The organism is Lactiplantibacillus fabifermentans DSM 21115 (genome assembly GCF_000498955.2).
GTDB classification, from domain to species: domain Bacteria; phylum Bacillota; class Bacilli; order Lactobacillales; family Lactobacillaceae; genus Lactiplantibacillus; species Lactiplantibacillus fabifermentans.
Genome location: NZ_AYGX02000084.1, coordinates 14,711 through 27,673, shown reverse-complemented (window position 1 = coordinate 27,673; position 12,963 = coordinate 14,711). Strand labels below are relative to the sequence as shown.

The following is a 12,963-nucleotide window of genomic DNA, read 5'->3' as shown; positions in this document are numbered from 1 at the left end:
GCTGATCTTTTTTGTCCGAACAGCGTTCGGATTAATTTTACAATCTACCATATTAAAAAATAACGAAGATTTTTTTAGCACATTAACTTATCGAACGTGGAACTTCACGGATTAACATCGGCCGCATCACACCTTGTTCATCGAATATTGGTATAATTAAACCAACCTAAAATGACGGAATAGTAAGATACTGGAGGAATTGATATGCAAGTAGCCGGGCAATTTATCGCCACAGTCGGCTGGCTGGGATTGGCGTTAATTGCGAGTGAAATTGGTGCCACGTTAATTTATGAATTAGGCCAATGGGTCGGCTTTCGGTTGATTGGGGCGCGCGTCGTTCAAATCGCCGGTTTTCGTTATCAACTGACTAAAGAAAATGGTCACTGGAAATGGCGGCACCCCTTGACGAGTTATCCACACTTAGTCGCAATGCCGGATGCTGACGCCACTAAGTTTAACCACGCGTTATATTGTTTTGGCGGTGGCTTATTTAGCTTGATTACAGTCGTCTTAAGTTTAGTAACGCTTGGCCAGTTTACGTTGAGCTTTAACTTATGGCTGTTAGCGTTCATTATTTGGATTTGGGTAAACACCTTAAAAATCGGGCAATTACTGCCGATGAATTTGCACGGTCGCCCGACTGCGGCGCAAGACTTTAAAACGGCGCGGGAATCCGATGCCGCGATGACGGCTGCTTATGTGACCGCCGTGGCGGAAGCGTTGTGCGTTCAAAATGGCAGTGTCGCCGACCTTGACGCCAATATGATTGTCATGCCGCGCGGTGGCGGGAATCAAAATTACTTCATCGTGCGCCAAGCGTGGTTGATCTTAGAATGGGGCTTGCAACACGGCTTAGATACGCCGGAATTACTGACGGGGCTCAGTCGCTTGGAACCGAGTTTTAATACGTTGCCACCCGCGGATTTGGCGCGCTATTTAGATGCCACCATTTACTGGAACTTAGTGACGAACCACTTGGAACCGCAAATCATTGGCTGGTATCAAGATACGGGTGTGCAACAACTCTTACATCGGTACGCGCCCCTGACTAATTTCAAGTTACAAGCGGCTTATGAATGGCGCGTCGCCAAACATCCTGATGCCGCCTTAGCTTTGATTGACCGCGGTTTAAAGTACGCCCGGCGCAATCACGATATGATTGAAGTGGCGTGGTTACAAGCCCTTAAAGTAATGGTCGAAGCTTAGGTTCTGGTAAAGATTGGTTGGCAATGACAATCAGCGGCGGGTTAAGTGCTAAGCTGAAAGTTAGCTTAAGTGAGAAGGGTGAAGAACGTGAAGCAGCACATACAGCAACACTGGGGGTTCTGGCTGACCATTTTAGTCGTGATTATTGGTCTGATTGGCGTGGGGTTAACCCGTGTCGATGCGGGCTTATATCGCCAAACGGTGGCAAAAGTGACGCAAGTCCAAGCTATTAACAAGAGTGCCACGAGTGATGAATTTAATAACAAGGACGAAACTTATACGCAATGGGTGACTGTTAAGATTTTAAATAAAAGCCACGTTGGGAAAACGTATCGGATTAAAAATACGTACACGCGCTCTGGAGCGATGGATCAAAAGTATCGGACTGGTGACCAAGTGTTTGTTCGGATTCCGAGCGACCACAGCAGTGCGGTCACGATTCAAGGCTTGAAACGTGACACGGCCTTGGCATTTGTCGCCTGGCTAGCCTTGGCGTTATTGTTACTAATCATGCGCTTTAGTGGGCTGATGGCGTTACTGAGTGTGACGTTGAATGCGGTCTTGTTTTACGCCGCGATTCAAATCGACTTAGCGACTAATGGCGGTCACATTTATAGTCTATTTGGCATTTTAGCGGTGATTTTTGCTGTGCTAACGCTCTGGTTAGTAATTGGGTTTAATCGGCAAATGGTGGTCACCTTGGGCGCGACGATGGCCGGTACGGGCTTAGCGGTAGTCATTAGTTTGATTGTCTTTGCCGTGACCCATGAACGGGGCGTGACTTATGAGTCGATGCAATACGTCACCCAAGTACCGCGACCATTATTTTTAGTGGAAACGATTCTCGGGTCGTTAGGGGCAGTCATGGATGAATCGACGGATATTGTGGCGTCACTATTCCAGCTGCGACAAGAGCGGCCAGATATTACGGCAAATCAAGTATTCAAATCCGGTATTCAAATTGGCCGGTCGATTATGGGACCGTTAATCAACGTCTTATTCTTAATTTTCATGGCGGACACGTTTGCCATGACCTTACTGTATTTGCGGAATGGCAATAACTGGGGCTATACCTTTACGATGAATATGTCGTTAGGGATGGTTCAAAGCTTGATTTCGGGGATTGGGATTGTCTTAGCGATTCCAGTGGCGAGTTACTTGGCGAGTCGGTTGATGCCACGGGAGGTGCCCGCACAATGAATACGATAACCGTTTTAGGACTAGTGTTATTTGGCTTAATGGTGCTGGTCGGTGGTAAAACTGGGGCCACAGCTTTCTTGAGTTTGATATTTAACTTTGGGCTGTTGTTTTTAGCAGTCGTTTTAATTTCGTGGGGGTTCCCCGCGATGGGCGTTTCGCTAGTCATTGGGACCGTTATTTTAGCGTTTACGATTTTCTTCGGTGAAGACAATGAATTGGCTGCCAAAACGGCCTATATCGCGGCGCTAATTGTCATGGTCGGGCTAATTATCGTGATTTTTCCGGTTGAACATTGGATTATGGCCCAAGGCTTCAGTTTAGAAGATAGTGAAGACTTAGAAGGCATGTCGCTAACCATTGGCGTTTCCTTTGTCGGCGTCGCGGTGACGGAAGCCATCTTGAGTACGCTCGGGGCGATTGCGGAAGCCAGTATCGCAATTGCGGCGGGGCTCAGTGAAATTATCGTCCACCATCCGCAAGTGTCTAGTAAGCGGCTGTACATTGATGGTATTAGCATTGGTAAGCAAATTATTGGGACGACCTTTAACACGTTATTTTTCGGCTTTTTTGGTGGCTTTTTAGCGTTGTTTATTTGGTTCTCCGGACTGCATTATTCATTCGGCAGTGTCATCAATAATAAAATTTTTGTCGCCGAAGTCTTAATGGTCTTGTTCTCGTTAATGGGCGTCATTTTGACGGTGCCGATTACGACTTGGGTGATGACCATCCAGCATCGGCATGACTTAAAGCTAAAAGATTGACGATATCGATTAAAATTTGTTAGGCTAAGCATTAAAATCAAGGAGGTTTTTGCATGCAAATTCGCCAAGCAGTACCCCAAGATGGGGCCCAGATTGCACCATTAATTGCGATGATTTATCGCGATATGGAAATGCCGGTCTTACAAGATGTGAGTGAGGCCAACTTATTAGACATGTTAACGCGACTTTATCAGTTACCAGCTAACTTGAGTGGGTTAGCGCAAACCTTTGTGGCCGTCACGGACGACCGCGTGTTAGGCGTGGCATTTGGCCACCCAGCTGAAAATGAAGTCGCCGTCAACAATATCTTGAAAAAAGTCTCGGGCGGCCATCCGGGTTTTGACGCCCCGTTGGAATTAGGCGGTGAAACGCAGCCTGGCGAATGGTATTTGAGCATGTTGGCGGTTGATCCGGCCACGCAAGGGCAAGGTATCGGGAGTCGCTTATTAGCGGCGTTACCGCGGTTACTAAACGACCAAGCCGCTACTAAGTTGAGCTTGAACGTCGATGATGGCAATCCCCGGGCGGCGAAGTTATATCACCGGGAAGGTTTCGAAGATGCCGGCACGTTAACGATTGGCGTCCATCCTTATGCGCATTTAGTTAAAGAGATTTAAAACAGAGTGTGACCACCGGCGGTTAGTTTACGAGCATTAACGTGGGAGTGGCAATTATACCCGGGCTTTGGGCATGGTTGCCGCTCCCGGGTTAAGCGGAACAAACTGCCGGTGGTCACACGTTTCAACCAAAAAAATAGCAAAACCAAAAGGACTCCTGACGAATGGCAATTTCATCAGGAGTCCTTTTAGAGTTATCCAGAGATTCTATTTTCCAAATTGACATCCAACTAAGTAACCGCTATCATTTAAATATGTAATGACTTATTAATGGAGATGTTAAAATGATAACTTATACACTTGATGACTTATGCCGGTTAGTCGATCATACGAATTTAAAAGCAGATGCCAGTGCTCAGGATATGCAAAAACTGTGTGACGAAGCGCGGCAGTACCACTTTAAAATGGTCGCGATTAATTCGGTTCAATCGCAATTGTGCGCACATTTATTAGCAGGCACTGATATTGATACGGGGGCCGCCATTAGTTTTCCACTTGGTCAAACCAGTATTGCGACGAAAGTGTTTGAAGCCCAAGACGCGATGGCCAATGGGGCTAATGAAATTGATTATGTTATTAACATAACAGAACTCAAAAACGGTAATCTGGCTTATATGAAGTCTGAAATGACGCAAATGGTGGCTGCTTGTCATGCTAACCACGTGCCGTGCAAAGTTATTTTTGAGAACTGCTATTTATCACCGGCTGAGATTAAAACGATGGCGACCATCGCGAAAGAAGTTCGGCCCGACTTCATCAAGACGGCTACGGGTTTTGGGACGAGCGGTGCCACGGTGGCTGACGTGCGGTTGATGAAGTCGGTGGTCGGCGATACCGTGAAAGTTAAGGCGGCTGGTGGCATTCGGGATGCCGATACCTTTTTAGCGATGGTGGCTGCGGGCGCCGACCGGATTGGCTGTAGTGCGGGAATCAAGATTATTGAAGTATTAAAACAACGGTTGCAAACGGACCAGGTGGATACGGTTGCCATCGACCGGCCTTACGCTAAAGTTGTCCAATAAACCCGTGATTTGGAGAATCTCGCGAAGATGGTTACAATATTAATGTAATTATATTAGGGAGGATTTCAAACGATGCAAATTTATTTTGTGCGGCATGGTCAGACCCAGTTTAACTTGGAACATCGTTTTCAAGGGGGTTCGAGTGATTCGCCGTTACAACCAATCGGGTTGGCGGGCGCGACCGCCGCGGGTCAATATTTAAAAGACGTGCAATTTGCGCGGGTCATCAGTAGTCCGCAAACGCGGGCGTTCGAAACCGCTAAGCTGATTGTGGTCGAAAATCAATGGCAACCGACGATTAACTTAGAACCACAATTAATGGAAATGGATTTTGGCACGTGGGATGGCCAAAAAGAAGCCGATGTCAGGCCCAAAGACCAACTCGACTTACTGATTCATCATCCTGACCAGTACCAACCAGGCTTGGCTGGCGGTGGTGAAAGTTATGCGGAATTTGTCACACGGACCACGGCGGCGATTCACGCGGCGGTGAGCCAAGTTGGTCTGGCCAATCCATTGCCGTTGCTAGTCGTTTCGCACGGCTTGGTCACCACGATGACGATTAAAACATTGATGGGCGTGCCGTTATCAAAATTGCGAGACCCATTGATTGTGGATGGCCAAGAATTGAACACGATTGGCCACGGAATTGTCGACAATGACAGTTTAACGATTGTTGAAACGATGGATAATCAAAACTTTAAGATTAAGACTTGGAATGAAACGAGCTATTTACCAAAAAATTAGCATAACAAAACCACGTGTGGCGCGCCGAATAATTGGCGCTCATACGTGGTTTTTAGTTGCCCATTAATTGATGACTTTAAAAGGCACTTACTAAGCGTTCGGTTAGCACATCGGCAACGTCACGGGCTTGCCAGTAACGGTCGATTAACGGGCCAAAGGCGTGGTTCATACCTTGGTACTGAATGAAAGTCGTGGCGACATCGGATTGTGCTAAGCGTTGTGCGTAAGCCCATGCTTGCGGGCGGAAAGGGTCAAATTCGCCGACCATGATGACGGTATCGGGCGCTGCCGCCAAGTCAGTTTGTAAGAGTGGTGAAATGAGGGGGCTATCCGCACTTAAATAAGTGGGTAAATAATAGTTGGTCATGACTGTGTCGAGCTGTTTAAATAAGTCATGATAATTTTTAAACCGGGTTTGCTGGTCGGCGACGATCGGAAAGGCGTTGACGTCCCAAAGTGCACTATCATGGTCGCAACCGGGCGCGGTCACTGGATACAATAATAATTGTTGATTGATTTGTTCGTTACCCAATTGGCGGTTAATGCTGGCGACGGCGGTGGCAATGTTGGCCCCGGCGGAGTCGCCGGCAATCGCAATTTGTAAGTTGGGATTATCTTTTAACAATGACTGAATTACGGCTAAGCCATCCAAAATGCCAGCGGGTGCTGGATTTTCAGGGGCTAAGCTGTAATCGACATTTAAGATTTCACAGTGACTGCGGTCAGCCACTAACTTTAATAGCGCCGTATTATTGGCAGGTTCGCCGCCATAAAAGGCCCCGCCGTGAAAGTAAACGAGCACTTGGTTGCCAATGACCGTTTGGGGTGTTAACCATTCAACGTTGATGGTGCGATTTTGGGCAGTAATTACGGCATCCGTGACTTGAACGGCTTGTTCATCAAGCGCGTCTTTTATTGGCGGAGTAAGACTACCGGCGCGTAAATCAGCTAACGAGGTGTCCAGCGTTACGGGTTTGGCAAAGTCGCCAAGCGTCTTTAAAACGAGCGGATCAAATTGCCCGGCTGCGATATTCGCAGCAATCGGTTTAATCATTTTAGTCAGACCATCGACATGTTCGACGTCCATTGCGGTAGTATTTATCATCAAAAGACCTCCATTCTAAAAACGATACCGGCCTTGGTATACATCCCAATTATATTGTCGTATGACAATATTCATCAAAGATAGTCGCTAGTTTGGTCACTTTCTTGACATATGGGTTTTGATACCCGCTGCCGGCTGTCCGTAATTCCAGCCGCTATGGGGACCGGGCCAAGCCTGAGAAGCGGTCTTGACCCTCGCTTTTGAGCCTATAACCCAAGTCTCAAAAGGCGTCCGTGGTGTAAACGGGATACAGCCCAATCCCGTTTACACCACCTACATAGCGGCTTCCATTACGGACAGCCGGCGCTAAATAGATTTTTAAATAATAATAGTGTGACTGCCATTATGTACGCCAGTTATATTGGACGTTAATTTTGCTGAGGTAGATAAATTATAGTAGACCGATTGCTGCAATAATCACTATTAAGAAAGCAACGGCAAAGACGTCCGTAGTGTAAGTTTGGCAAAAAAACATAACGTCACTTTCACGGTGGCCGGCATACCTGACGCCGGTCGCTCGATAGCTTTAGTCTGCTACTTAATAGACAGCTAAAAAAAGCCTAGGCACTGGGCCTAGACTTTATAAATATTCATTAATCAATTGTTGGTTTTAAGGCTAATGCTTTCGCGGCTTCTTCGCTGTCATCGAAATGGTGCTTAGTTCGGCCGAGAATTTGGTAATCTTCGTGGCCTTTACCGGCAATTAAAACGACATCGCCGGGTTGGGCTTGTTCGATGGCTTTGGCAATCGCTTCGTGGCGGTCAACGTAAACCGGGACGTTGGCATCGGGGACGCCGGCGACCATATCTTGTAAGATGGTTTCCGGGTCTTCAGTCCGTGGATTGTCTGACGTGAAGATAGGTTTCGTGCTGCGTTCGACAGCAATTTTCGCCATCTTCGGGCGCTTGGTCTTATCACGGTCGCCACCACAGCCGACGACACAATAAATGTCTTTTTCGGCGAAGTCTTGAATCGTTTCTAAGGCGTTTAATAGGCCATCTGGCGTATGGGAATAGTCCACGATGACACTGACACCGGTATGGGATGGCACCGCTTGGAAGCGGCCCTTAACGCCCGTGACCTTTTCCAAAGAAGCAATGATTTGGTCTTCCGGAATCCCACTGGCATAGGCAGCTGAAAAGGCGGCTAACATGTTGTAGACGTTGAATTGACCGATTAACTTCATCGTTACGTGAGTGACATGCCCGAAGACGGATAAGTCGAATTCAGTGCCGTGGCTCTTGATTTGCACGTTTTGGGCGTTAATCATGGCGTCCGGCTTTAAACCAAACGTTAAGACGTGCGCCGACGTATATTGTTCAAATTCGCGGCCAACCGGGTCATCCGTATTTAAGACGGCAACTTTAGCGGTGCCATTCGCGTCATACTTGTTGCCAAGTTGGGCAAATAACATCGCTTTAGCTTCCGCGTATTGGGCCATCGTCTTATGGAAGTCCAAATGGTCTTGCGTTAAGTTGGTGAAAACGGCGATATCATAGTCGATCCCCCAAACCCGGCCTAACACTAAGGCGATTGAGGAAACTTCCATCGCAACTGTATCGACACCAGCATCGCGCATGGCGGCTAAGGTCCGTTGCGTCGTGATTGCATCCGGAGTCGTGTTAGCGGTCGGTAACTTTTCATCTTTAATTTTGCGATACATCGTTCCAATCAAACCCGTGGCTTGCTTTTGGTCACGATAAATCTGTTCGATTAAATGGGTAACAGTCGTTTTACCGTTGGTCCCGGTAACCCCAATCATCCGCATCTTTTGGCTCGGGGCGTCATAAAAGACGTCCGCTAAGATGGCCATAGCCCGTTCCGTGTTTTGCACATAGATAACGGGGACGGCGACGTCAATGGGTTTAGAAGCCACAATGATTTTAGCGCCGGCACTCACGGCTTGGTCGACTAAGTCATGGCCGTCGACGTGGTAGCCGTCGACACATACGAACATGGCACCAGGCTTGATTTCACGGGTGTCTTGGGTCAACATCGTGACGTCGAAATCCGTGGTTAACGCGGGTTGGACGGTTTTGAATTTTAAGCTATTAATTAATTGACTTGCTTTCATAATTTGAATACGTCCTTTGTTATAAATTACGCTGATATAGTACGTCTAGGATACCATGTAATTATTCGAAAAGTCACCTGTTCGGGTCAATTTCTAAGTCGGCTTAACTGGTTGTTAAGATTAGTGAAGTGGCAATTGCCGCAGTTAGCTGACCGTAATTCCATCGTCCTGGGACCGGTCCAAGCCTGTGAAGTGGTCTTGAACCTCGCTTTTGAGCCTACAGCCCAAGTCTCCAAAGGCGTCTGTGGTGTAAACGGGATATGGCCCAATCCCGTTACGCCACTTTTAGGACGATTCCATTGCGGTCAGCCAACTGCTAATTTCAGCTCGGTTTCAAAATAACGTTAAATATATGAATTTGTAATTGAACATTTTCGATGGTAGTTATTCCAATCAAAAATTAGCTGTTAATAACCGAATTTAAGCAAGAAACTTCAAAGATGTCGGTGGCGTAAGTCCGGCAAAAAAAGCCGCATAATCGCCACCTCGATTAAGTGCGCTAACGATGGTGACTTTCCATTTAGTATTAATATTTACGACGGGTATCTATTGCTGGGCGATACCTTGAAAAAAGGTTTGTAAACTGATTGTATTAATTGAATTATAAGCGTACGATAACGACGTTGCTTTGAGCAACATACTATGGGGATATCAGAAGGGTTAGGCGAGGGACATGTTTTTTGATCGCGAGAAAAAAGAGAATGCAGCCGTATTAGCACAATTGATGACGTATGTGGACGCAGACGGGTTGACCGACCGGGAACGCAAAATCGGGGAATTGGCCATGGCTGACATCCAAAAGAACGTTTATAACGTTAAAGTGGTTAATCGCGTCATGATTAGTTTGCAACAAGAAGCGCTGGTTACGAAGTTGTCACCAGCCGCGGCTGATTTTTACGAAACCATGAATGATACGATGAACAAAATTGCACCGATTGGCACGAATCGGGCTAATATGTTATTCCGTAAAGGTTATCTTGAATAATTTAGTATGCCGACTAAAAAGCGCCGTCAAACCGAATTTTTCGGTTTGACGGCGCTTTTAAAATGCTTATTTTTCAATACCTAAAAATTCGTCATGCAATGCGTTCATCGCGGCTTTTAAATCAGCTTCTTTAACTAAGACCCAAATAGTCGTATAGCTATCAGTTGATTGTAAAATGTCGATGTGCTGTGCACTTAAAGCGGTGACAATGCGGGCAGTAACCCCAGGAGTCCCGGTAATGCCGGCCCCCACAACGGAAACCTTGGCACAGTCACTGATGCATTGACAATTGTCGACGTTCGCCGCGGACAATAATTTTTGCGCGACAACGGCGTCACCGTTCACTAAGTTGAACACGACTTGGTGTTGGGTGATGTTGATGAAGTCGACACTCAAACCATGTTGCGCCATCAATTGGAAAATTTGACTGGAACTGAGCTTATCGGTCGGGACTGTAAATTGCGTTAAATTAGTTTGATGCGCAATCCCAGTAACGGTCCGATAATGTTCAATCTTAGTCGTCGTGCGGTCGGTAACTAAGGTCCCAAGTTCATCGGGGGCTTGATAAGTCGACCGAATCCGCATTGGGACGTGGGCTTGTTCGGCAATTTCCACCGCCCGCGGATGAATCACTTTAGCTCCTTCATGTGCCATGTTCGCTAACTCTTCGTAGCTAATGGCTTCAATGAAGCGGGCGTGGGTGACTAAACGGGGGTCGGCGGTCATCATCCCGTTAACATCGGTGAAAATATCGACGCGTTTGGCATGCAACGCCGCGCCTAAGATGGCGGCGGAAGTATCGGACCCGCCCCGACCAATTGTCGTGATGTGACCATCTTCCGTGGCCCCTTGAAAACCAGTGACGATTACAACATCGGCATCGTCAAAGGCCGCTTGGATGGGCTTAGGATCAACGCGTAAAATTTTCGCATTTTGGAATTCGTCATTAGTGACGATACCGGCATCATGGCCGGTCATCGCAATACAATTCAAGCCTTGTTCGCGCGCCATTTCCGTGAAAACAGCGGTTGAAATGGTTTCCCCAACGGAGACTAGCATGTCGAGTTCGCGATTGGTTAACCGGGATTGGTCACCGTGCACGAGGCCGAGTAGGGAGTCTGTGGCGTAAGGGGCGCCTTTACGACCAATCGCTGACACGACCACGATGACTTTGTTACCTTGGTCGACCGCATATTGGACGTGGTGCAACGCTTGTTTGCGAGCAGCATCGTCTTTGACGGAGGTTCCGCCAAATTTTTGTACAATGATTTCCATTAGGCTTCCTCAATTTCGTTCGCGTGCGCATTGGCGGTGGGACTGTCCATCAAGTTATCGCTTTCCACATAAATCTTGTGCCACATCATGAACGTTAAGACCGTCCATAATTTCCGTGAATTGTCGCGAACGCCAGCGCGGTGATCGGACAAGAGCTTCAAGAAGTAGTCTTTATTGAAGTATTGGTCAGTTTGCGATTCATCGATGATTTGTTCAGCCCAGCTGTACATTTCATCTTCTTTTAACCATAAGCGGATTGGCACTGGGAACCCAAGCTTCTTACGATGTAAGACGTGGGCCGGCACAATGTCTTCCACGGCTTTGCGCAAGATGTACTTGGTTGTGCCGTGACTGATCCGCAAGTCGGCTGGAATTTCAGCCGCTAAGTTATAAACTTCGCGGTCAACGAATGGGGTCCGCAATTCCAAACTGTGGGCCATGGTGGTCCGGTCAGCATTGTGTAATAAGTCCCCGTTTAACCAAGTATGCATGTCGATGAATTGCATCCGGCTAATTGGGTCGTAGTCAACGGATTCATCGTAAAATGGTTGCGTAATTGATTGGAACGGATGATTTTGATTGTAATCTTTAATGAAGGCTTGTTTTTCTTGTTCACCAAAGATGAAGGCATTGCCGACATACCGGTTTTCAAGCGGCGTGGTCCCGCGCATTAAGAATGAACGGCCGCGCATTCCTTCAGGCATCATTAAAGCAATCTTCTTCAAAGCGCCATTGATTGGTTTCGTGTAACGGAACGGTTTCAATGATTCGGGTTCGTGATAAATCGTGTAACCACCGAATAATTCATCAGCACCTTCACCGGTCAAGGCCACTTTAACGTGTTTAACCGCTTCTTTAGCTAAGAAGTACTGCGGCACAGCAGCCGGGTCAGCCAACGGATCATCCATGCTCCAAACGAAATGTGGGAAGGCCTTCATGAAGGCTTCTGGTGAAATCGTCATGGAGTGGTTGTTCACGCCGAGTTTTTCAGCAGTTTCTTGGGCCACATCTAATTCACTGTAACCTTCACGTTCGAAGCCAACGGAAATCGTTTCGAGGTTAGGGTTAAAGTTTTTGGCGATGGCCACGATGATCGATGAATCAATCCCACCAGATAGGAAGGAGCCAACTGGCACGTCAGAACGCATGTGAATCTTAACGGAATCAATCAAAGCGTCTTTAATCTTTTGCGCGTATTCTTCTTCAGTACGTTGGACTGGATGGAATTCGCGGTGATAGTAACGCGTGATTTGTGGAGCGGCACCGAGCGTCTTAGTTAAGGAGCACCCGGGCGCTAACATCTTGATTTCTTTCGTTAATGTTTCTGGTTCAGGGACGAATTGGAACGTCATGTAATCTTGCATGGCATTCTTATCAAACGTCTTATCCTTTAAAATCTTGTAAATGGATTTGCTTTCAGAAGCGTAGTAGAAATCATCGCCTTGAATGGCATAGTAAAATGGCTTGATACCAAATTGGTCACGCGCGGCAAACAACGTCTTTTCTTGCTTATCCCAAATAACAAAGGCAAACATCCCACGTAAGTACTTCGTGGCGTTTTCTTTGTATTTGGCATACATTGCCAAGATAACTTCAGAGTCGGAACTCGTCTTGAATTCATACCCTTCAGTCTTTAATTGTTCACGCAATTCAACGTAGTTATAAATTTCTCCGTTAAAGGTCATCCAGTAACGTTCATTGTCGTAAGAAAGTGGTTGGTGTCCACCGGCCAAGTCAATAATACTTAGCCGCCGGAAACCCATCGTAATATTGTCGTCGGCGAAATAACCGTCATCATCGGGACCCCGATGGACAATCATCTTCGTCATTTCATGGATGGTCTGATCGTACGCCGCGTTATCCGTTTTCGTCCGATCAGTTAAGCAACCAGCAAAACCGCACATGTATGTTCATCTCTCAATCTTTAAAGTTAAAATTTTTAGTTACTATATTATAGTACGTTTTTGAAT

At 46.9% G+C, this 12,963-nt stretch carries 11 protein-coding genes; 7 read left to right on the top strand and 4 right to left on the bottom strand.

What is annotated here, in order from left to right:
• The first annotated feature begins 204 nt into the window (after window positions 1-204).
• The 6 genes from DY78_RS08365 (at window position 205) to DY78_RS08340 (ending at window position 5,553) form a co-directional block, all read left to right on the top strand.
• Window positions 205-1,206, top strand: a complete 1,002-nt coding sequence (locus DY78_RS08365; protein ID WP_024624767.1) for a hypothetical protein — start codon at window positions 205-207, stop codon at window positions 1,204-1,206.
• An 87-nt stretch (window positions 1,207-1,293) separates the two neighbouring features.
• Complete coding sequence (locus tag DY78_RS08360; RefSeq protein WP_024624766.1) at window positions 1,294-2,406, top strand: YibE/F family protein; 1,113 nt, start codon at window positions 1,294-1,296, stop codon at window positions 2,404-2,406.
• Window positions 2,403-3,167 (top strand): YibE/F family protein, encoded by a 765-nt coding sequence (locus tag DY78_RS08355; RefSeq protein ID WP_024624765.1) that lies wholly within the window; start codon window positions 2,403-2,405, stop codon window positions 3,165-3,167. Before DY78_RS08360 ends, DY78_RS08355 begins: the two co-directional genes overlap by 4 nt.
• Before the next feature lie 53 nt (window positions 3,168-3,220).
• Window positions 3,221-3,784, top strand: a complete 564-nt coding sequence (locus DY78_RS08350) for a GNAT family N-acetyltransferase (RefSeq protein ID WP_024624764.1) — start codon at window positions 3,221-3,223, stop codon at window positions 3,782-3,784.
• A 287-nt stretch (window positions 3,785-4,071) separates the two neighbouring features.
• Window positions 4,072-4,806, top strand: coding sequence for a deoxyribose-phosphate aldolase (gene deoC / locus DY78_RS08345; protein ID WP_024624763.1), 735 nt, complete (start codon window positions 4,072-4,074; stop codon window positions 4,804-4,806).
• Between the two features lie 72 nt (window positions 4,807-4,878).
• Window positions 4,879-5,553 carry a histidine phosphatase family protein gene (locus DY78_RS08340; protein WP_024624762.1) on the top strand — a complete coding sequence of 225 codons (675 nt, stop codon included), beginning with the start codon at window positions 4,879-4,881 and terminating at the stop codon, window positions 5,551-5,553.
• A 76-nt stretch (window positions 5,554-5,629) separates the two neighbouring features.
• Here the strand turns inward: DY78_RS08340 and DY78_RS08335 are convergent, their stop codons facing one another.
• The gene (locus tag DY78_RS08335; RefSeq protein ID WP_024624761.1) at window positions 5,630-6,658 is read right to left on the bottom strand and encodes an alpha/beta hydrolase; all 1,029 of its coding nucleotides are present in this window, start codon (window positions 6,656-6,658) and stop codon (window positions 5,630-5,632) included.
• A gap of 593 nt (window positions 6,659-7,251) precedes the next feature.
• A complete protein-coding gene (locus tag DY78_RS08330; protein ID WP_024624760.1) occupies window positions 7,252-8,733 on the bottom strand; it encodes a UDP-N-acetylmuramoyl-L-alanyl-D-glutamate--2,6-diaminopimelate ligase in 1,482 nt (493 codons plus the stop codon).
• A gap of 673 nt (window positions 8,734-9,406) precedes the next feature.
• On the opposite strand from DY78_RS08330, the gene DY78_RS08325 reads away from it, so the two are divergent.
• On the top strand, window positions 9,407-9,718 hold the full coding sequence (locus DY78_RS08325) for a hypothetical protein (RefSeq protein ID WP_024624759.1): 312 nt from the start codon (window positions 9,407-9,409) through the stop codon (window positions 9,716-9,718).
• 66 nt (window positions 9,719-9,784) lie between these two features.
• Here DY78_RS08325 and dapG read toward each other — a convergent pair whose 3' ends face one another.
• Window positions 9,785-10,993, bottom strand: a complete 1,209-nt coding sequence (gene dapG / locus DY78_RS08320) for an aspartate kinase (protein WP_024624758.1) — start codon at window positions 10,991-10,993, stop codon at window positions 9,785-9,787.
• Window positions 10,993-12,897, bottom strand: a complete 1,905-nt coding sequence (asnB, locus tag DY78_RS08315) for an asparagine synthase (glutamine-hydrolyzing) (protein WP_024624757.1) — start codon at window positions 12,895-12,897, stop codon at window positions 10,993-10,995. Before asnB ends, dapG begins: the two co-directional genes overlap by 1 nt.
• Window positions 12,898-12,963: the final 66 nt, after the last annotated feature.

Coding starts and splice junctions, on each gene's coding strand:
- DY78_RS08365 (WP_024624767.1), top strand. CDS start 205: ATGCAAGTAGCCGGGCAATTTATCGCCACAGTCGGCTGGCTGGGATTG.
- DY78_RS08355 (WP_024624765.1), top strand. CDS start 2,403: ATGAATACGATAACCGTTTTAGGACTAGTGTTATTTGGCTTAATGGTG.
- DY78_RS08350 (WP_024624764.1), top strand. CDS start 3,221: ATGCAAATTCGCCAAGCAGTACCCCAAGATGGGGCCCAGATTGCACCA.
- DY78_RS08340 (WP_024624762.1), top strand. CDS start 4,879: ATGCAAATTTATTTTGTGCGGCATGGTCAGACCCAGTTTAACTTGGAA.
- DY78_RS08335 (WP_024624761.1), bottom strand. CDS start 6,658: ATGATAAATACTACCGCAATGGACGTCGAACATGTCGATGGTCTGACT.
- DY78_RS08330 (WP_024624760.1), bottom strand. CDS start 8,733: ATGAAAGCAAGTCAATTAATTAATAGCTTAAAATTCAAAACCGTCCAA.
- DY78_RS08325 (WP_024624759.1), top strand. CDS start 9,407: ATGTTTTTTGATCGCGAGAAAAAAGAGAATGCAGCCGTATTAGCACAA.
- dapG (WP_024624758.1), bottom strand. CDS start 10,993: ATGGAAATCATTGTACAAAAATTTGGCGGAACCTCCGTCAAAGACGAT.
- asnB (WP_024624757.1), bottom strand. CDS start 12,897: ATGTGCGGTTTTGCTGGTTGCTTAACTGATCGGACGAAAACGGATAAC.